Source organism: Paenibacillus sp. FJAT-27812 (genome assembly GCF_001273905.1).
Taxonomy (GTDB): Bacteria; Bacillota; Bacilli; order Paenibacillales; family Paenibacillaceae; genus Pristimantibacillus.
The window spans coordinates 3,062,502-3,081,962 of the sequence record NZ_LIGH01000001.1 but is presented as its reverse complement, the minus strand read 5'-3'; the positions used below and the strand labels follow the sequence as shown (position 1 = coordinate 3,081,962).

Genomic DNA, 19,461 nt, shown 5'->3' with positions numbered 1-19,461 from the left:
TGTTCTTTATCCGTTAACGACTTCTCCGCCATTGATATGCAGCATTTGGCCGGACATAAAGCTGGAATCGTCACAAGCCAAGTAGACGTACGCAGCTGCCAGCTCATGCGGCTGGCCCGGCCGCTTCATCGGCGTATCCGAACCAAACGTCGCCACGGACTGCTCATCGAACGTCGCTGGAATCAGCGGCGTCCAGATCGGTCCGGGCGCGACACCATTAACCCGAATGCCCTGCTCCGCCAAATTGACCGAAAGCGCGCGGGTAAACGAAACGATCGCTCCCTTTGTAGCCGAATAGTCGATTAACATCGGATTGCCGCGGTATGCGGTAATCGAAGCCGTATTGATGATCGCGCTTGACGCCTTCAAATGCGGCAAAGCGACAATCGTTAAATAGAACATGCTGAACACATTCGTCCGGAATGTCGCAACAAGCTGTTCGGATGTAATATCCTCAAGCTTCTGCTGGACATGCTGCTCGGCCGCATTGTTTACTAGAATATCAAGCTTGCCGAACGCCTTTATCGTCTGTTCGATTACGCTCTTGCAAAACGCCTCGTCACCGATATCGCCGGAAATCAGCAAACATTTGGCGCCAGCCTTCTCGGCGATCTCCTTCGTTTTCTTCGCGTCCTCATGCTCGTTCAAATAAACGATCGCAATATCGGCGCCTTCCTTCGCGTAAGCAACGGATACCGCGCGGCCGATGCCGCTGTCGCCTCCGGTAATAATGGCCGTCTTCCCCTTTAGCTTCCCTGCCGCCTTGTACGAATCAGATTCATAGATCGGCAGCGGGTTCATTTCCGATTCGATACCCGGCTGGCGATTTTGGTGCTGCGGCGGGTTTATCGGTTTTTGGGATGCGGAATTTGGCATGAGAAAATCAGCTCCTTATATTTTTTCCATAAAAGATTTCATCCATCTCGGTCTTCAATCTTCTCGTTATTTCTTCTTGTTCCTTAGCTGTCAGCGAATCCTTCGTATAGCCGAACAAATAATTGTTCAAATCGAATTGCTTCAGCTTGCACTTGGTATGGAACACATTTTCCTGATAAATATTAACGTCGATCATGTCATACAAAAGGCACTCTTCCTTCGGTATGTAATTTTGGATCGAGTTGATGTCATGATCAATAAACAGCTTGTGGCCGTTAATGTCACGCGTAAAGCCGCGTACGCGGTAGTCAAGCGTCATGATGTCCGTATCAAAGGAATGAATTAAGTAATTCAACGCTTTCAAAGGCGATATTTCGCCGCAGGTAGACACATCGATGTCTGCCCGGAAGGTGCTGATTCCTTCATTCGGGTGATACTCGGGATACGTATGGACCGTTATATGGCTTTTATCCAAATGCATCACAACTGAATCAGGCAGCGGGCCCGGCGATTCCTCGAACGATTCATTCGGCCCGCCGACGATAGGGCCTTCCGATACGAGCAAGGTCACGCTGGCGCCTTGCGGCTCATAGTCCTGCTTGGCAATATTCAGTACATGCGCGCCGATAATGTCCGATACGGTGTTTAAAATTTTCGTCAGCCTATCCGAATTGTATTGCTCGTCAATATAGGCAATATAAGCTTCGCGCTCTTCCCTTGTTCTCGTATAACACACGTCATACATATTAAAGCTGAGCGACTTCGTTAAGTTATTAAAGCCATGCAATTGGATTCGCTGTTCCGGCGTTAGCTTCAAGCGCACATCCCCCTTCTTTCCTTACTACTATTTCCTTTTACCCAAAGCGCGATGCGATAAAACGGCAATCTGCAATAAAAAAAGCATTTCACGCTCGGGATTAGCCAAGCGCAAAATGCTTTTTATAGTCAAATCTATTCAGATGACACCGGCTGTACGCCTTTGATTTCCAGACCAAATGCCAAAGCCCGTTTGAGTGAGTCCTCCGTAAATTTCGATTTCGGATATTTTTTCTCCACTTCCTCTTTTGTAAGCGGGATCCATCTGAAATCTTTGTTTTGGTAAACGTACTTCTTCATGCCCCAGTCAACATGAATCGTTCTGCTGGCTACCTTCGTCACCTTGCCGATCTCCGTTACCAGGTTTGAGGAACCAAATGTTTTGACGCAAAATTTGTTCACGATATCGTTCATGCTCTACTCCTCCTATCCGTATCCTTTAACAACGTATTTTATCATCAATTAAGCTTTTTCAATTCCTTTATTCGGAGTATGGGGTCGCCCACATAGACTTGTGTTTGGGGCAAAATGCCGTCGCGCTGTTTAATCGCAAGCAAATTAAGCGCATTGACGAGCTCTTCATGCTCCTTCTCTTTCATTTGAAATTGCACGCCGTATTCATAAATATCATTGTCCAGTTCATTGTACCAGACTATAAAGCCATATAGCACGTACATTTGATTGACAATTTGGGTTTTGAACATCAGCAGAATATCGCTGTTGACGGGAAGCTTAACGCCTACCATAAACCGAAGGCCGCCTGGACCGATATTTCGGACGAGCACCTCCGTGCTGCCGAGCCGCACGCTTCGTCCCTTAAACATCGTAATCGTCATCTCTGCCAGCAAGCTGTGCTTCATCTCGATTCGAAAGTATTGTCTGCGGTTTGGGATCGGCTCCATGCTGCTTCTTAGCAACGCTGGCTCCATAAACGTTTTTTTGCGCAGCAGCTGAACGATGCTCTCAGGGTCAACGGGTCGGCTAAAATAATAGCCTTGGATCTCGTCGCATTGCTGCTCCCTTAAATAGTTGAATTGCTCCTTGGTCTCCACGCCCTCGGCAACCACATGCATTTTCAGCTCTCCAGCAAGCCGAATCATGCATTCGATAATGCTCTTATTGCTTGGCTCCGTCATCATTTCCTCTACAAACGACCTGTCTATTTTGATCGTATCCAGCGCTAACCGCTTTAATAGATAAAGAGAGGAGTAGCCCGTGCCAAAATCGTCAAGCGATACTTTAATTCTACGCTTCCTCAGCTCGAGCAGCAGCTCCGTTACGACCTTCTCATTGCTGATGAAGGAGCTTTCCGTAATTTCGATTTCCAACCGATCTGGCGATAAGCCTGTCTCTTCGACGATGCAATCAATCGTCTCTAATATATTTTGTTTCAGCAGCTGCTGAACCGAGAAATTGACCGACATAATAATAGGAGGCAGCCCCATGTTCTGCCAACGTTTGCTTTGCATGCAAGCCTCTCGAAGCACCCACTCGCCTATCGGCACGATAAGTCCGTTCTCTTCCGCGATCGGGATAAACTCCGACGGGGATACCAGCCCCCAATCCGGATGGTTCCACCGCAGCAGCGCCTCAATGCCAACAACCTCCATCGTTTGCGCGTGGACGCGAGGCATATAATCGAGGAAAAACTCCCCTTTTTCCATCGCTTTGCGCAGATCATTGCTCAGTGAAAACAATTTAAAGGTTTTCACATTTAGCGAAGAGGAGTAATACTGTGACTGGTCCCGTCCTTTGGATTTGGCATGGTAAAGGGCAGCATCCGCGTTTTTCATCAAAGACTCAACCGTGCAGCCATCGTCCGGCGATTGACTGATCCCGATGCTTGCTGTTACATTCAGCTCAAATCCATCTATAACAAATTGCTCTTTAATGAGCTTAATAAGCTGCTCCGCAGCGTCCGTCACATCGCTCTGCTGCTGCACATTTGCCAGTATGATCGAAAACTCGTCTCCGCCAACCCGGTAAGCTACTTGCGATTCGCTAAAGCTGCTCATCACCCTCATCGCGATTTGCTTCAGCAGCGCATCGCCAATGGGGTGCCCGAGCGTATCATTTACATATTTAAACCGGTCTAAATCGATGAGCAACACAGCAAGCTTTTGGTTAAAAAACTCGCTTATTCTAAGCTGCGTATCGAGCTGCTCCTCGAACTTCCTCCGATTGGGCATGCCCGTCAAGTAATCGTGGTAAGCCAAATACTGATTTAACTCCTGCGCCTTGTTCCGCTCCGTAATGTCCAAGACGGTGCCTATAATGGCTTTTTCCCCCATATGGGACACTCGGTTAACATGCACTTCGCAATGAATGACCGTTCCGTCTCGTTTAATCGCCCTCTGGCAAAAATTAGGAAGCGTCTGTCCTTCCGTAAGCTGCATGACCTGACTAATGATCGATTCACGATCGTCGATATGTATCGTTTCTTCAACCGCCACTCCAATTAGCGATTCATATCCAAGCATTTTATCCAGCTCTTTGTTCGTGTAAACAAAGTTTTTTTTCTGAGCGACAAATATGCCGACGATAGACTGTTCTATGATGCTGCTGAATTTCAATTCCGTCTCCGAAAGCGACCGCTCCATTTTCTTCTCCTGCGTAATATCCTTAGCTATGCCATATATCCCGACAAGCTCGTTATCGATGATCATCGGTATATTGGTCACATTGACATCGATCTTTCGTCCGCTCTTCGTCACGCCCCTCGTATCATAGTTACAAGGCCTCTGTGTTCTAACCGTTTCCTCAAATAAATGAGTCGTACTCTCCAAATACTCCTTATCCACCATCTGGTGGAAGTTGCCCCGCATAATTTCGTCTCTCGTATAACCAAACATTTGCTCCAAGGCAGGATTGCAAGACAAAAAATGTCCGTTAATGTCAAATGAAAAGACCGCATCCGGATTATTTTCAAATATCGCTTTATAATGCTGTTCTTCCACTATTAATCGATGCTTCAAAATTTTATTTTCCGTGACGTCCTGAATCGTGCCTACCGTTTTCGTTACTTCGTTGTCATCGCCGAGAATAAATGAAATATGCTCCAGTACATAACGAATCTCCCCGCTCTGGCGAATGATCCGATATTCGCTGATGAACTCTTTTTTCATTTCTGCCGATTCATAGAACTGTTTCTTAATACGCTCGCGATCCTCGGCATGAATAAGATCAAAAAAATCTTCCTGCTTTACCGAGAAATCCGTACTCATCCCATATATATCAAACATTTGATTCGACCAAGACGCTTGTTTCCGAACATGATCGAATTCCCAGTATCCTAAATTCGCGATTTGCTGAACAAGTTCAAAGCTTTTGCCGTTGCCGTTAAAAAGCTGAATGTTTTTATCCATTGCTTAATATCCTTCCCTCTTATTAACATTTGCGGTAACCTGTAGTTTTGAGGAAGAGGATATAAGTATAGTATCTCTCATCCCTTTGGCAACCCAGCCACCTTTGGAAATTCCCTTTAGGCCTGTTGGCTTTGCGTCATTGTCTTTCGACAACTTTGCTCTTTACTAGGACTTTTTACTTATATGATTATTTCATACAATTCCGATATATACCATATGCAATTTCAGAAAATAAGTCGAAATTTGTCAAAAAACCTCCCCTGAGGGGGAGGTCAAATGCTAGAGACAGATCATTACAAGCGTGGATCAATCTCCTTCTCTCTGGCAACCTCAAATAGTAGATTTGCAGCAGCAGCCTTATACGCTGCGTTATCCGGCGCAATCTCAGCAAATGGAATCGCCAGCATTTTTTGCCCGAGCCGGTGCTCTTTTAAAGAGGTGCGAAGCTTCAGATGAATGCTCTTCTGTCTAATGAGTTTGTTGTACTTATGCGGGAAACGATAATCATAGCCATAAATAATCGACATATAGTTCGCATTACGCACCTTCATATAAGGAACGATATGCGGATCTGAGTATTCTTGCTTAATGACGACTCCCTCCATATGGTTATCCACCGTGAGCGTTAAGAAATACTGCTCCGCTTGCTCATAGCTCTCCTCTGCGGATAGATTGAGCGCAAGGAACGGATCATCCGAGAGGAAATGATACATCTCCGATGTCTTCCATTCAGGCAGCATCTCCCGGCCATCCTCATAGATGATTTTGAGCAGCGAGAACGGTTTGTATGCCAGCTCGCCAGCCTCCGCATACAGCTCAAGCTGCTTCTTGTACGTGCTGTAGGCGTCCATATGATCGGCAAGAGGCATATGCTTCTCCAAAACCGAATGAACATATTTGTAGCTTTGGTAGACGTTCAGGCCATATTTTTCATTAAGCGCCCCTTTGGACAGATGGAATTGATCCTTCTCAAAGCCGCTTTCCTTGTATCCTAGCGCAAGCTTATCGAACGCTTCCTCGAACCCATTCGCCTTAAGGAACGCAAGCTCCGACTCAAGCGCCTTTTCGATCGGTTTAAACTGCTTCTCTATAAGGCCTTCTCCGAGCGCCTGCCAAGGCAGCAATTCACCGTCGAGAATGAGCATCGCAATGCCGTTTTCCTTCATATAGCTTCCTAGTCTTTGCTGCAATCTCTCGTATACAGCCGTAAGATCAATCTTATTGATCTTATAACCATTGCGGCTTACCGCAAAACATTGCCCAAGCTCCGCATGCAAATAGACATTGCATCTTGATCCCATATATTTAGGCTGGAGCACGACCTCTTTAACGCCCTGCCTTGCAAAATAGTCCAGCCCTTTCCTCAGCGATTCAAGCTCCTGCGCTGCCTCATCCTTGTCTGCTGGCGCCATCGTTCCCGATATAAAGTTAATCTTATTAGCCGAGCAGTATTGCAGCCTGCGCGCTTCATCGTCACCGAGCTCCTGCAGCGACACCTTATGCTCTTCCTTGAACAGCGTGTGCAGCACATCCGTCATAGCCGCTTGCTCTGATTTTTGCGATTTATACATCGGCTTCGCCGAGAGTATCACCGAGGTAAGCAAATTGCCGTGCACCGCACCCGAATCAAGATGGATTTTATTTTTAATTCGGAACGCGTTTTTGGCTGCGATATGACCGAATACGTGATAAGGCTGATTATATGCCGCCTCCCGCTTCAAGAACGAAAGCTGCTCCTCCAGCGGCGCCGAGCGGTCGATCCGGAAGTTCCGCTGATGCCTAACCGAGTTCGGGTCCAGCTTGCCCAAATATTTATTCGCACAGGGCGCATGCGTCACATAGAAGGATGCTCCTCTTTTGCCCACCATCCGATAGAAGGGCTTTGATAGCGACACTAGATGATTAAACCGCCGAAGCAGCTCTTCATCCTGACGAAGCACCTCGGTTGAATCAAAGTACGAATGAAGCAGCTCCTCTTCGACGCCTTTAATTTCTCCGCGCATAAATTTATATACGAAGTTCTCATGGTTGCCTAGCACGAACAAGAAATGCTGCTGATTCGTATATAGAAAATCGATTATTTCCTTCGTATGGCCGCCCTTGTCGATCCAATCCCCAACAAGCAGCACCTTCGTGCCCTTCAGCTTCTCCGTTTCAATCAGCTGGCCGTCTTCCAATTGAAAGCCATGGCTAACGAGCAATCCTCTCAGCTCATCTGCGCACTCGTGAACGTCGCCTACCATAATCGTTTTTTGATCAAGCGGCAAAATAACATCCAAATAGTCGTCCGCATCCTCAACGATGACCTTATAATCCGCATTAGCTATTCCGGCAGACGGTGAATAAAAGTCCTTCGCGCGAACTTTATGTATTTTGGAGTAGCGCTCCCTCGATAATGAGCCAAGCACCTCTTTGCGCAATCGGTTGATATGGCTTGTAATGAGCTTCTTCGATCGCTCCGATGCGTAATAATCATCCCGCTTTCGGTAATCGAACAGCACTACCTCAAGATTGTAGTTGTTTTCATTTGCAATATCCTTTACCTTCGCCCGAAAATCCTCAGCCAGCCCTGTTGTGTCCACGACAACAAATTCCGCATTTATAGGAAAGGACGTGACCAGCCTCAGCTTCTCGAACAGAAGGCGGAAAGCCTGATCGCTCGCTTCCAGCATCACTTGGTCATATTTATCATAGTCAAAGCCAAGCAGCTCCTGGCGGATGCTATCAGAGGAAATATACTGCACATTGGCATTTACTCCTTTAGCCTCATCACTAAACCGCAGCTGCCGCATAAGAATCTCGTTTGCGAATGTCGTTTTGCCGCATTCCGTCGAACCGATCAGCATAAATATCGTATGGACTCTCGTTCTCATTTCCATCTCCGCTATTCCCTCCTTTTCCTCAAAATCGCTCCCTGCGTCGTCTGAATGCCATTCACGCCATCGCCGATTGCTACAAATTCCGTATCAACGTTTTGTTCTCTCACTGCTGCTATCAGCCATTCCTGAAACGCTGCTGTCCCAAGCTCCCATTTATGGTCATCATGACGGAAATCGTCCAGCTCATAATATGCGTTAAATTCCGCATTCGGAGTGGTCAGCACAAAATGATCAAAATCGATCTGCCCGCAAATTTGCCGTATAAGCGCGCTAGCCTCGTCCAGACTCATATGCTCAATAACCTCTGTCAAAACAACATCCACCTGCTCTCCGTTATACTGCTCAATAAAGTGATCGATGGAAGGAAACGTTGCGATGTTTTCCAGCTCCTTCGCATCCGCTTTTCTTTGTACCACCTCTAGCAATGGCTCGCTTATATCTATCGCATAATAGCTGGCTTCGATCTTGGACGCAAACGGGATCGCATAAAAGCCTTCTCCGCAGCCTACGTCCACAATCGATTTATCGAAGGGAAGCACGCTGCCGATGTAGCTCCTCCGCTGCTGCGCCGTGCCGCCAAAAGCCAATTGGATCGAATACCGCTCCGTCTTCTCAAGCTCCTCCTTGTACTTCTTGAAGCGATCTCTGGATGCAAGGAAGTTGCGGGCAAATAAGCTGCGAAGATAGAACGGCGCATCTATAATTTGAATGCTCTTCACATATTTGATCAAAATATCATCGGAAATATCAATGTACTCATCGCTGAATATCGATAGGAACAAACAAAGCACGCTTACGACATGCATAAGCTCATACAGCGATTTCTGCGTCTTGATCGTCAGCGAATAGCTTTTGTGCGCTAGATGCACCGTTTCAAACGAGTAATCCGTCAGATGCTTTTCAAAAAAATGAATATAGCGCAGAAGCTCGATATGGATCATGTTGATATGGAAGGAGTGCTCATATTGTTCCGTATCCTTTGGATCCTGTGCTTTGAGCGGCGCAGCAAAAAATTCGTTTATCGCTCCTAACACAAACAGCGGCGTATTATAACGAGACACATTAAGATATTCAAACTGGTCCTGTCTATGCTGTTTATAAGAAACCTCGTTGTCTGCATCCTTAAAATAAACGTTGAACGTCCCTTCATCCGTATACCAGCCATACGCCATTCCTTTGCGTACGGCGCGCAGCAGCATGCCGGAATGCGGATTCTTTTTGATGACGAACGAAAAGCTTGGGTTCGTCGACTTCACTTGCACGATTGCCATATTTACCTTCCCCTCACCTATCAGTTGCTTCCTTAACGCCATACCTCTTGTAAAGCGCTCCGGAACAAATCATCTAGCTGCTCATCCCGCGCTTCCTTGCCGTCCCCAAGCGCCAGAGCTGTTCGCTCAAAATAGGCGATCCGATCCTCCAAATAATGATTGATCGGATGTATCCTTGGCTCCAAGTCCAGCTCCTCCCCTGCTTTCTTCCGCTGCAATAACTGTTCGATTGCCGCACGCAGCTCGCTTCTCGGCGGAATTAGCGCCTCTACCAAACGATCAAATGCAATCGGTGGCATCGTATGGTAGGTCTCAATCCATTCGCATGCCAGAATGGGCCTTAGCACGTAAAAGTATTTTTTTATTTTCACTTGCTCGCCTTGCAGATACTCTCTATAGTTGCCCTTCGCCATATTGAGATAATGATACATACATGATTTAGGCGAAAAAGCTAACGGTGAAATGCTGCGAATTTGCTCAGCCACCGTGTATTTCGTGTAATAAGGCATCGGCGATTGCAGCCATTCCATCAGCGGCGGATTCGATTTGCGGAACAGGTTAAGCGCCTTGCGTAAATCCCAGCCGTTAATATCCAGCAGGTTGCTGATCGGGCGCTCGATAACATCCCGCTTATTAAAGATCGATAAATACCATTCCACTGGCCTGACGTAGAGGAAACGGACGTCATAATCGCTGTCCTTTGACGGAAAACCCCATGCCCTGCTTCCCGATTCGCAGGCGTATAGAATGCGCACTTGCTCTTCGCGCTCAATGCGGTCCAGCTCCTCAAAAATGTCAGCTCGTATATCAGTCATGCTAATGACTCCCTTCTTCAGCTTTAGCATAAAAAAAAACCATGGACAAATTCGTCCATGGTTAGCAATGATGAATAGGGTGCGCTGGGGCTAACGCTAAGCCCGCACACGCCTCCCTTCAAATACCGTACAATGGGTCCGATGAAAAAAGATGCTCGCTTATACGATTGTAAGAGTTGATTTGTTCGAACCCATTTAATGGATGATTTTCTAGTTGATTGTTAACCATTCTACTCGGACCCCCTCAATACCTTTTTGTTTAAGTTCCTTTTACAGCTGCAAGCGGCTTGCACTTCGCAACCACCTGCGCGAGCCCCGCGCCTACGACGCTCTCAATGATTTGATCAACATCCTTGTATGCCTGCGGCGACTCATCGACCAGCGATTCCATGGAGCGCTGATTCACAACGATTTCATCATCCGTACCTACCCGCATCGCGGCGGCTACCTCTTCAACGGATACCAGCTGCTTCGTCGCATTGCGTGAGCGTATGCGCCCTGCTCCATGACAGATGGAATAATGATTTGCTTTTCCTTCCGGGCTGCCGACCATAATATACGAAGCGGTTCCCATCGAGCCTGGTATAAGCGCAGGATGCCCCGTACTGCGGTATGGCTCCGGATTGTCCGGATGCCCCGCCGGGAGCGCTCTTGTCGCCCCCTTGCGATGAACGAAGTAGGCTTGCTCATCCTGCTCTTCCTCCCACGCATAGTTATGCATGAGATCATACRACGTACGCAGCTCGAATTTGGAGCCGAATACATCCTTGCCCGCCTCGCGGACTGCATAAGCGATCAAATGACGATTCACAACTGCGTAATTGAGCGCGGAGTACATGAGATTCACATAGGTTTGCCCGAGCGGATGGGAAAGCGGCGCGTAAAGCAGCTTGGGATCAGCGGTGCCGATTCCTTCATGACGCATCATTTTGGCAATATCGGTGCCGCAGTATTGACTGACCGCGCCTCCCCAGGCACGCGAGCCGGAATGAATCATAATGACGACCTGGCCGTCGTATAATCCCCACTCCTCTGCGATTTCCCGGTTTTCCTCGGCAATTTCAATCGCTTGAATCTCGACAAAATGATTGCCGCCTCCAAGCGTGCCAAGCTGGCGATGCGCGCGATGCCATACGACCTCCGGAAACTTATCCAGCACCTCTTCGTCAAAATAAAACCGGCTGCTCTCCACATGGGTTAAGGAGGTTGCTTTGCGCGGCGTGTACGCATCGGGAATATATTTTTTGGGCAAGCCGTGCAGCCCTTTCTTCACCACATTCTCAAGTCTAATATCCGAGAAATGGCCTCTTGCGTGCTCCTCCACCGGCAAATGCTTTTCAATCGCTCTAACCAGCTTCCGGCGCAGCTTTACCTCCTTCAAGTCATCCTTATGGAGACTCGTGAGCTGTACGCGCATCCCGCAGCCGATATCGCTGCCCACAATCGACGGGGATACGAAGCCGTCGCTCGTATTCCACACCGCAGTTGTGCCAATGCAAGTACCTACCCCAACGTGAACGTCCGGCGTATAGCTCATATAAACCTGATTCGGAATTTGCAAATTGTTGTTCGCCATTTCAAACACTTTATAATCTAAGGACGCGAATAGCTCCGGTCCCGCATAAACATGCACCTGCCCCGAAGGCAGCTGAACTTTCTGATAATAGGTTTCTTTCATAAACGTTAAAACTCCTTAAATTCAAATGAACACAAAAAAGCCATGGACCCTAAACATGTCCATGGCTTTACTTGCGCCTTTATTTCCTAAACTGTGCAGCTATAGCTTGCAAAATTTTAGAAAACAGTCACAGGCCACGCAGAGGCCGATGAAATGGACTTGCTATATGAAGCTGCATTAAATGCTAAATTATGTTCGTGCATGTTCATCGGCCTCCCTTCATTTGATTTACATCATAATACGCCCGTCACCCAGCATCTGTCAACCTTTTTAGAAATTTTCCAATAATGACTCTGCTGCTTCCGCACGGCGTATTCCCATTTACTCGTTTATAATTGATCCAATAAGTTCGCGCGCACCTCTGCTAGCGTAAGATCCCGAATGAGCTTCCCGTCCTCAAATACCACTTCCAGCTGGTCTTCTGCCGCGCGCGCCTCATACTCCGCAAGGCTTAAATTATCGGTAAAGCCGAGCTTGCCATCCTGCTCCGTCACGAGCACTAGACCCGTTTGCGATTTTTTCACGCCGTTATCGGTTTTCGGATCTTTATAAATTTTTCGCTCCTCGCCGTTCACAACGGTAAAGGTCGATTTCAAAGCGAAGCCGAACGTATCCCGGGTATTGTATTGGTACGTAAACGAACCGATGCCGTACACCATATTCGTCGAAGCGAAGCCTTTGCCCGCAAGCCGTTCGCAAATTTCGCGGCAGCGCGAAATCGTAATCGCATCGCCGTATATCGCGCCAATGTGGCTGTCGAGCTGCTTATAGCCCTTCTCCGTCACCGTCCCGCCAAAAATATCCCATAGTATTTCGATAACGCCCTTGCGCTCGAACTCGCTCTCCCCATCCGGGTCGCCGCAGATGATTTTAACCGGATCGCCGCTGTCAGGCCGTATGACCACCTTGCCGTCCCTGCTCATGATATCTTCCTTCAAGCCGCGGATAACAACGTCCAATACGCTCCACAAGTCCCATGTATCCGATACGATCGAGACGAAGCCGCTCGGATACACCTCTTTGATCAAGTAACGGTACGATGCCATTTCGTCCCGTCCATGCGCGCACATGACGCTGTGCTCCGTTGCCGGAATCGAGGTTCCGACCAATTCCTTCTCGATATTCGCATTATAGTAATTTTCCATATACAAAATAGCCGGTATCGTATCCGTTCCCGTGAACGAGAGCAGATGTCCCGCGCTGCTTCCAAGAGCCGATTCCAGGGCGCCCATGCCCCGCATCGAGAAATCATGGCCTTGGAAGGGCACGCCTGCCGTATCACCGTTTGTATTAAGCGCATACGCTTCTAATATTTTGCGATATTCAAAGGCCAGCGTCGCGCTCGTAGCCGGCATCCACAGCTGGCACGACATCAACGTCTCCAAATAATTGGTGAGCCAGAAAAACTCCGGCTTCGTATTCTCGATCGTCAGCATCGGCACTTTTATGGGAACGAGGGCACCCTCTTTGATCGCTTTGATTTTGACCGGCAAGTAGCCAAGATCATGCAGCTCTTCGATATGCGAAGCATCCGGCTCCGCCGCGCCAAGCGCATATTGAATGACACGTTTGTACTCTGCCGCTACTTCTTCTTTTGTCCTAGCAAAAAAATGCTCGTTAAAATAATCGATCAAATATTGTTTAATAAACGATTGGAAGCCAAATGCCACTACCTCGTTAATATCATCCAAGCGGCTTGTACGTGCTGTCCAGGTCGAGTAAACGAGCTCCGTGCCTTTTGGATACTGATTTTTATGGCTCACCTTGTAAAAATCGCACAACAGCGTAGCTGGATAAACGAATGTTTGCGTCATCTTATAAACCTCCCATTTCGAATACGTGAATTTTATGGTGTTCAGCCTTGCCTAGTATCGTATCGGTCGTATATACCTTATCAATGAGATCCGATTCCAATATTTTTCCTTTGTAAATCGAATTCTCGCAATGCCCGACCAGCAAATAAATATGCGTGGCTCCTATCTCCTTCAGCTTCTCCGCGCTAAGCATAAACGTGCCGCCATACGAGCATAGGTCATCCACAATGATCGCTTTAAAGCCTTTGCCATCCACATTCCCGACTACATCAAGGCTCTTGATTTGTCCCGTCTGAAAGTCCCTCGCCTTAAAGCCTACCAGCTGCTTGTAGCCTTGCACCTTGCTGTAGCGCTTCTGCGCGCCTGCATCCGGGAAGAACAGGTAATCCTGCTCAGGATCAAAGCCCACCTCGGCAGCAACCTGCTCCAGCAGTTGAATCGTCGGATATTTTCCGATGCTTCGGTCGATCAGCGCGAGCGATACATCCGAATGCGGCTCAATGATCGTCACCGACTCAAAATTCAAGCTATTGATGAAGGCAGCCGTATATTTTAATGTAAAAGCGGACGTTCCTTCTACCCGGTCCATCCGGCTATAGGGCAAATAATAAATCGTCAGCGTGCTTTTGACTCTGCGGTCATCGAGATAGCTCTTAACGAACATCAGCTTGATGAGATCGCCGTCATCCTCATACTTCCAGACGATCGTATTGAAATCCGCCATATGCGTTAAAATCTCATCCCCGTTCACAAGCGTCTCGCCGTTTGGGAACTGCTTTAAGCCAAGCTCCACTCCATTAAACTTCAGCATGCCGTCACTCTCCTCATAAGCATTCAGCTATAGATAGACAATCTAGGCTCTTCCTTCGTAAAACGGTACAGCTGCGCCGCTCGCTGCGAATACTGCTTGGATTGCTTCGGCATGCCGTCCTCATCCGTCGCTTCCTCGATGATCGTACTGCGGCTCTTCGTCGACGTTAGCTTGCGAATGAAATTCGGCTCCTCAAAGTCTGGCACAACCGTCTGTATGACCTGATACAGCTCGCTAAGCGTGAATTCCTCTGGGAGAAACTCCTTCGCAATCGTCGTCGTGAGCATTTTCTTGCGAATCCCTTGCAGCGCATCCAGCAAAATTTGCTTATGGTCAAAAGCCAGCTCCATCTGGAGCGCTTCCTCGACTGTGAACAATTGCACATCTGAGGCATCAACGGCTGCCGCCCGATTTGCAAGCACCCGCTCATTAACGAGCGCCAGAAACGCGTGGGAGATGATCCAGCCCCGCGGATCACGGCCGGGCGCGCTGTATACGTTAAAATATTCGATATGCACATCCTCGACTGCCGTCTCCTCCTGCAGCTCGCGCTTCGCGCAATCGTATACCGTCTCGTTCTCCAGCGTGAAGCCGCCCGGCAATGCCCACTTGCCCTCAAACGGCCAAATGTTCCGCTGAATCAGCAGCACCTGCAATTCCCGCGTAGGCAATGCCTTCTTCGCTGATTGCTTCTCCATGGATACGATTGTAAAGATAACGATATCTGCCGGTGCGCCGTCCGGCGTGCGGTAGTGGCTTGCAGAGTAATTCGCTTCATGTTCAACCATCGTTTTTCTCTCCCGATCCGAATGTTGTTTCGTTTTGATATTATCATAATGACATTATTGATTATCGTTGTCAATGCCTTTTACAAAAAATAGGCATTTGGTCTTGGCCCGCAGCGAGTAAAAAAAACGAAGCAGCTGCCCGCCACTTCGTTTCTCTTAGATGTCTTTATAGGGATGCCGCTGCATCCGCAGGGTAGGCGAGTCCGATTTGCTTACGCGCCTCGTCCATGATTTCCATCGTTGCAAGCGAATTTTCAAATGTATTTACCGATGACTCCGTACGTCCTGCTCTAATAAGCGCGATAAATTCCTTCGCCTCATAGAACATCGATTTGCTGTTTGTATGCTGCGAAAGATCCTCTGCTTCTCCCTTTCGATATTGGAGTTCGATCTTGGCAGGCTCGCTAATTTTATCAATGACAATGCTTCCGCTTTCCCCTTGGATTTCGGAAGGCAGCGACGAGTGCGTAATTTTTGAATACATGATAACCGCATCCATGCCCGCATATTGCAGCACGATGCTGCCTTCGCCATCCACGCCGGATTCCAGCATAACGCCTGTAGCTTTAATCGCATCCGGCTTGCCGAATAGCGCCACAAGCGGATAGATGCAATAGATGCCTAGATCCATCAGCGCGCCATTGGAGAATACCGGATTAAAGGCGTTAAGCACCGTGCCTGCTTTGTAAGCATCGTATCTCGAAGAGTATTGGCAGTAGTTTGCAAAATAGCGCCGTACCGTCCCCAGCTTATGCAGATTGTCCTGAACCGCCTTGAAGCTCGGAAGCAGCGTCGATTTGAGCGCCTCCATCAATAGAACGCCGTTCTCTTTGGCTGCGGCGATCATTTGACGAAGCTCATGGGCGTTCGAAGCGATTGGCTTCTCGCAAAGCACATGTACCCCGTGGTTCATGCACGTTATCGCATGTCCCGCATGAAACGAGTTCGGGCTCGCAATATAGACCGCATCAATCTCTCCGCTTGCTGCCATCGCCTCCACGTCCGTAAAGGTAGCTGCGATGTTATGTTTAGCCGCGAATGCGCTCGCCGTCTCTAATGAACGCGAATAGACAGCCGAAAGCTTAAAGCCTTCAACCTCGCTTGCCGCGTCGATAAATTGTTCTGTAATCCAGTTTGTACCGATAATGCCAAATCGAATGGTAGTCGTCATTCATGTCTCTCCTTGAGGTTATTTATTGGATAAAAGCTTTACGCTATTAATCATTGGATAACAAATTCCGCTACTGCTTATTATAGCTATTTTAGGGTGAGCCTGTCCAAGCTAACCCGCTTGCATTTTTGACAATCCGACTAATTTGTATTAGTATTCGTAATACAAATAATACTTTGTAAGATGGGGTGATCCGATGATTATGAAGCTTGATTACAACAGCGAAATACCGATCTACGTCCAGCTCCGCAACCAAATCGTCATCGGAATTGGCGTAGGCGGGCTTGAGTACGGCGAGCGATTGCCAAGCGTAAGGCAGCTTGCTGATGATTTAGGCGTTAATGCCATGACGGTGAACAAAGCATATGCCATTTTGAAAAACGAAGGGTTCATATCCATTGATCGGAGGCATGGCGCCAAAGTGTCTACAGTGTGGGGCAAGCAAGCCGGCTTCATCCAGAAGCTGGAGCGCGAATTAAAGCTTGTCATATCAGAGGCCAGCTTGAAAGGTGTTGGACAAGAGCAATTTATGCAGATTTGCTCGGACATCTTCGCTGCCGCAGCCAGCAAACATCATTCCCTGCCAGAATAGGAGCGTTTTCATGAACAATCTTTTATTGATTATTCCAGCCGCAATTGTTTATATCAGCATTCTTGTTATGTTTTTTAAGCAAGCCAATCCCAGCAACCATATTTTATTCGGTGTGACTCTCCCGCCCAAGGCTTTTAATGATGCCGCAATCAAGCAGTTTCAATCCGAATACAAAAAAGCCTACGCCATATACGGGATCATCGCGTTGATTACCTTAGCTCCATTTTTCCTGCTAAGCGATTACTTCTCATTGACCCTTAGTTATATGTTTCTTTGGTTTGCTGCGTTCCTTTATTCGTCTAAGCTTCCGTTTAACAAAATCCATCACAAAACAGCTGCGCTCAAACGTGAAAAGCAGTGGTTTGTTGGGGAAAAGAAGATCATCCGTATCGATGCTAAAGTAACGCAGTTAAAAAAATCAACGCTTGCTTCGCCCTATTGGTTTATGATTCCCGCACTATTATCCGTCGTGCCCATCCTCCTATCCTTTATAAACACCAATATGCTCTTGCGAATGACTGGATTCGCTTCACTTGCGATGACCGTCATTTTGTATGCCATATACGCCGCTTTTGGCAATATGAAGACGAAGGTGTATAGCAAAAATCACGATATTAATGCCGCTATCAACCGTGCTGCAAGACGCTACTGGTCCATCCTATGGCCAATTCTCGCTATTTTTGAGAGCATCAACGCATATGTCGCTTATACGATTTTGACGCAGGGAAGCTCCCTTAGCTTCACGCAATGGATCATTGGCATTATTATGGTATCGCTGGTTCCACTAGGCAGTATTTTCTTCGTACATAACAAGGTACATGCGTTAGAGGAAAGTCTGGCGGAGACGGATGGCGAGTCCATTGTTACCGATAATGATGCCTACTGGATCAATGGCTCGACTTATTTTAACCCGGAAGATAAAGCGATCATGGTGCCAAAACGCGTGGGCATCGGTTCAACGGTCAATATGGCAACCCGAGGCGGAAAATGGATTCAATACGGCGGGATCGTGCTTGCACTTGTTATCATCATTCCGCTTGCGGCGTTTGCCGTGCAATCAGACAACACGTCCCCATTACTTACGATTAATGATAGCGGCAGCGTCTCCATTGATTACCCGCTCTACGATTACAGCTTTAATATGAGTGATGTAAAGGAAGTCACGCTTGAAAATGAGCTGCCTAGCGGCTTTAGAACAAATGGCACGGCAACAGCCGAATATGCCAGAGGCAACTTTTCATTAGATAAGCTAGGGGCCGCCAAGCTGTATGTATTCAAAAATTCACCGCCATACATTTTCATTCAGCTAGACGGCTTGTACGTTGTTTTTAACGATAAGGATGCCGCTAAGACGGAAGCACTCTACCATGAGCTAGCTTCACGCAAGCCACAGCCTGCAGCAAGCTAGACGGAGCCATCGTATACGAAGCGCTCCAGCACTGCCAGCGATTGCTCATCCAGTCCTTTAGAGTTGTCAAAATAAAGCACAGAAGAAGCTGGAAGACGCCATTTCAGCTCTCTTCTAACTAATGAGCGGCTAAACTTGCTCCAGTTGTCGAGCTTGTACTGATCCAGCGCTGAACCTCTCTGAACGATTCGATCGTAATGGAGCTTATCATCCCGCAGATAGACGAATACAACCTTCACATCCACATCAAATAACGTCGCCCCGATTGTAGAGAGCTCCTGCTCGATCCAACGCGGGGTTTCCGTTTCCTTCGTGAAGGGCCCAATAACAAAAACATCCACGTCATTAGCGATATTCTCAAGTGCGGCGTCCATCGTAATCCGATAACCTAAATCACGGCAAAGCGTTTTGTACGCACTGGAATCTCTATCGTTCGGATCAAGCCCAGCTTGCGTCATAAGCGCCACCGCAGCCGGACGCAGCAGCGTATCCATATCTAGAATGGCTACCCCTTTCTCCTTTGCCAGCGTCTTCGCAAGCGTCGTCTTGCCTGCCCCAGCCCCACCAACAAAAAATACTAATTTACGCATGGCGTCCCCCCTCATCGACCGTTATTCTCTTATTCATAACAAAAAAACACCCCGCAATGCAAGGTGTTTTGAATGTGTTAAATTGGAGCGGAAGACGGGAATCGAACCCGCGACCCTCGCCTTGGCAAGGCGATGCTCTACCGCTGAGCCACTTCCGCAAATCAATGGCTGGGGATTCAGGGATCGAACCTGAGAATGACGGAGTCAAAGTCCGTTGCCTTACCGCTTGGCTAATCCCCAACATCTATTTTCTGTGCTTTTTAGTTAAAATGGCGGAGCTGACGGGATTCGAACCCGCGGTCTCCTGCGTGACAGGCAGGCATGTTGGGCCACTACACCACAGCTCCATATGTAAGCTCGGATAAATCCGAAGGTGAAACCTTGGTTTTGGTTGCGGGGGCAGGATTTGAACCTGCGGCCTTCGGGTTATGAGCCCGACGAGCTACCGGGCTGCTCCACCCCGCGTCAATTAAAGCATATAGTCAGAACAAATTGCGCCCTGAAAACTGGATACGAAAGATTAGGTTTGCTGAAAACCTCTTTAACTGTGTCTGCTGGATGTATGGGTCGCAGCAAACGGTTTTAGG

15 protein-coding genes, 4 tRNA genes and 1 riboswitch are annotated in these 19,461 nt (G+C 47.9%); of the genes, 2 read left to right on the top strand and 17 right to left on the bottom strand.

Annotated features, from left to right (window positions below; all coding sequences use genetic code 11):
* Positions 1–6: 6 nt before the first annotated feature.
* The 12 genes from ADU23_RS12975 to ADU23_RS12920 form a co-directional block, all read right to left on the bottom strand.
* Entirely contained in the window at positions 7–876 is an 870-nt protein-coding gene (locus ADU23_RS12975) for an SDR family oxidoreductase (protein ID WP_053374122.1), read from the bottom strand.
* Between the two features lie 7 nt (positions 877–883).
* A complete protein-coding gene (gene speD / locus ADU23_RS12970; RefSeq protein WP_053374121.1) occupies positions 884–1,693 on the bottom strand; it encodes an adenosylmethionine decarboxylase in 810 nt (269 codons plus the stop codon).
* Positions 1,694–1,827: 134 nt separating this feature from the next.
* Positions 1,828–2,106 carry a hypothetical protein gene (locus tag ADU23_RS12965; RefSeq protein ID WP_053374120.1) on the bottom strand — a complete coding sequence of 93 codons (279 nt, stop codon included), beginning with the start codon at positions 2,104–2,106 and terminating at the stop codon, positions 1,828–1,830.
* 44 nt (positions 2,107–2,150) lie between these two features.
* Positions 2,151–5,057: an EAL domain-containing protein gene (locus ADU23_RS12960; protein WP_053374119.1), complete on the bottom strand. Its 2,907-nt coding sequence runs from the start codon at positions 5,055–5,057 to the stop codon at positions 2,151–2,153.
* Positions 5,058–5,141: 84 nt separating this feature from the next.
* Positions 5,142–5,227, bottom strand: a riboswitch (cyclic di-GMP riboswitch).
* Between the two features lie 123 nt (positions 5,228–5,350).
* On the bottom strand, positions 5,351–7,936 hold the full coding sequence (locus ADU23_RS12955) for a metallophosphoesterase (RefSeq protein WP_053374118.1): 2,586 nt from the start codon (positions 7,934–7,936) through the stop codon (positions 5,351–5,353).
* Positions 7,937–7,941: 5 nt separating this feature from the next.
* Positions 7,942–9,207 carry a class I SAM-dependent methyltransferase gene (locus tag ADU23_RS12950; protein ID WP_053374117.1) on the bottom strand — a complete coding sequence of 422 codons (1,266 nt, stop codon included), beginning with the start codon at positions 9,205–9,207 and terminating at the stop codon, positions 7,942–7,944.
* A gap of 32 nt (positions 9,208–9,239) precedes the next feature.
* Positions 9,240–10,022 (bottom strand): nucleotidyltransferase domain-containing protein, encoded by a 783-nt coding sequence (locus tag ADU23_RS12945; protein ID WP_053374116.1) that lies wholly within the window; start codon positions 10,020–10,022, stop codon positions 9,240–9,242.
* A 259-nt stretch (positions 10,023–10,281) separates the two neighbouring features.
* Entirely contained in the window at positions 10,282–11,700 is a 1,419-nt protein-coding gene (locus tag ADU23_RS12940; protein WP_053374115.1) for an RtcB family protein, read from the bottom strand.
* A gap of 329 nt (positions 11,701–12,029) precedes the next feature.
* Positions 12,030–13,514 (bottom strand): nicotinate phosphoribosyltransferase, encoded by a 1,485-nt coding sequence (locus ADU23_RS12935; RefSeq protein WP_053374114.1) that lies wholly within the window; start codon positions 13,512–13,514, stop codon positions 12,030–12,032.
* Between the two features lies 1 nt (position 13,515).
* Positions 13,516–14,325: a ribose-phosphate pyrophosphokinase gene (locus ADU23_RS12930; RefSeq protein WP_053374113.1), complete on the bottom strand. Its 810-nt coding sequence runs from the start codon at positions 14,323–14,325 to the stop codon at positions 13,516–13,518.
* Positions 14,326–14,348: 23 nt separating this feature from the next.
* Complete coding sequence (locus tag ADU23_RS12925; RefSeq protein ID WP_053374112.1) at positions 14,349–15,113, bottom strand: NUDIX hydrolase; 765 nt, start codon at positions 15,111–15,113, stop codon at positions 14,349–14,351.
* A gap of 166 nt (positions 15,114–15,279) precedes the next feature.
* Positions 15,280–16,284 (bottom strand): Gfo/Idh/MocA family protein, encoded by a 1,005-nt coding sequence (locus ADU23_RS12920; protein ID WP_053374111.1) that lies wholly within the window; start codon positions 16,282–16,284, stop codon positions 15,280–15,282.
* Between the two features lie 196 nt (positions 16,285–16,480).
* Between ADU23_RS12920 and ADU23_RS12915 the strand changes: the two genes are divergently transcribed.
* Complete coding sequence (locus ADU23_RS12915) at positions 16,481–16,876, top strand: GntR family transcriptional regulator (RefSeq protein ID WP_053374110.1); 396 nt, start codon at positions 16,481–16,483, stop codon at positions 16,874–16,876.
* A 10-nt stretch (positions 16,877–16,886) separates the two neighbouring features.
* Positions 16,887–18,284, top strand: a complete 1,398-nt coding sequence (locus ADU23_RS12910) for a DUF5808 domain-containing protein (protein ID WP_053374109.1) — start codon at positions 16,887–16,889, stop codon at positions 18,282–18,284.
* Here ADU23_RS12910 and ADU23_RS12905 read toward each other — a convergent pair.
* From ADU23_RS12905 to ADU23_RS12885, 5 genes are all read right to left on the bottom strand, one after another.
* Positions 18,281–18,874, bottom strand: coding sequence for an AAA family ATPase (locus ADU23_RS12905; protein ID WP_053374108.1), 594 nt, complete (start codon positions 18,872–18,874; stop codon positions 18,281–18,283). The two genes, ADU23_RS12910 and ADU23_RS12905, sit on opposite strands and share 4 nt — an antisense overlap.
* An 83-nt stretch (positions 18,875–18,957) precedes the next feature.
* Positions 18,958–19,032: transfer RNA gene (locus ADU23_RS12900), tRNA-Gly, on the bottom strand.
* 7 nt (positions 19,033–19,039) lie between these two features.
* A tRNA-Gln gene (locus ADU23_RS12895) sits at positions 19,040–19,114 on the bottom strand.
* Between the two features lie 30 nt (positions 19,115–19,144).
* A tRNA-Asp gene (locus ADU23_RS12890) sits at positions 19,145–19,221 on the bottom strand.
* A gap of 41 nt (positions 19,222–19,262) precedes the next feature.
* Positions 19,263–19,339 (bottom strand) — tRNA-Met (locus tag ADU23_RS12885).
* Positions 19,340–19,461: the final 122 nt, after the last annotated feature.

Bases quoted from the DNA above. Each gene is read 5' to 3' on its own strand.
- ADU23_RS12975 (WP_053374122.1), bottom strand. From the start codon at position 876: ATGCCAAATTCCGCATCCCAAAAACCGATAAACCCGCCGCAGCACCAA.
- ADU23_RS12965 (WP_053374120.1), bottom strand. From the start codon at position 2,106: ATGAACGATATCGTGAACAAATTTTGCGTCAAAACATTTGGTTCCTCA.
- ADU23_RS12960 (WP_053374119.1), bottom strand. From the start codon at position 5,057: ATGGATAAAAACATTCAGCTTTTTAACGGCAACGGCAAAAGCTTTGAA.
- ADU23_RS12955 (WP_053374118.1), bottom strand. From the start codon at position 7,936: ATGGAAATGAGAACGAGAGTCCATACGATATTTATGCTGATCGGTTCG.
- ADU23_RS12950 (WP_053374117.1), bottom strand. From the start codon at position 9,207: ATGGCAATCGTGCAAGTGAAGTCGACGAACCCAAGCTTTTCGTTCGTC.
- ADU23_RS12945 (WP_053374116.1), bottom strand. From the start codon at position 10,022: ATGACTGATATACGAGCTGACATTTTTGAGGAGCTGGACCGCATTGAG.
- ADU23_RS12935 (WP_053374114.1), bottom strand. From the start codon at position 13,514: ATGACGCAAACATTCGTTTATCCAGCTACGCTGTTGTGCGATTTTTAC.
- ADU23_RS12930 (WP_053374113.1), bottom strand. From the start codon at position 14,325: ATGCTGAAGTTTAATGGAGTGGAGCTTGGCTTAAAGCAGTTCCCAAAC.
- ADU23_RS12925 (WP_053374112.1), bottom strand. From the start codon at position 15,113: ATGGTTGAACATGAAGCGAATTACTCTGCAAGCCACTACCGCACGCCG.
- ADU23_RS12920 (WP_053374111.1), bottom strand. From the start codon at position 16,284: ATGACGACTACCATTCGATTTGGCATTATCGGTACAAACTGGATTACA.
- ADU23_RS12915 (WP_053374110.1), top strand. From the start codon at position 16,481: ATGATTATGAAGCTTGATTACAACAGCGAAATACCGATCTACGTCCAG.
- ADU23_RS12910 (WP_053374109.1), top strand. From the start codon at position 16,887: ATGAACAATCTTTTATTGATTATTCCAGCCGCAATTGTTTATATCAGC.
- ADU23_RS12905 (WP_053374108.1), bottom strand. From the start codon at position 18,874: ATGCGTAAATTAGTATTTTTTGTTGGTGGGGCTGGGGCAGGCAAGACG.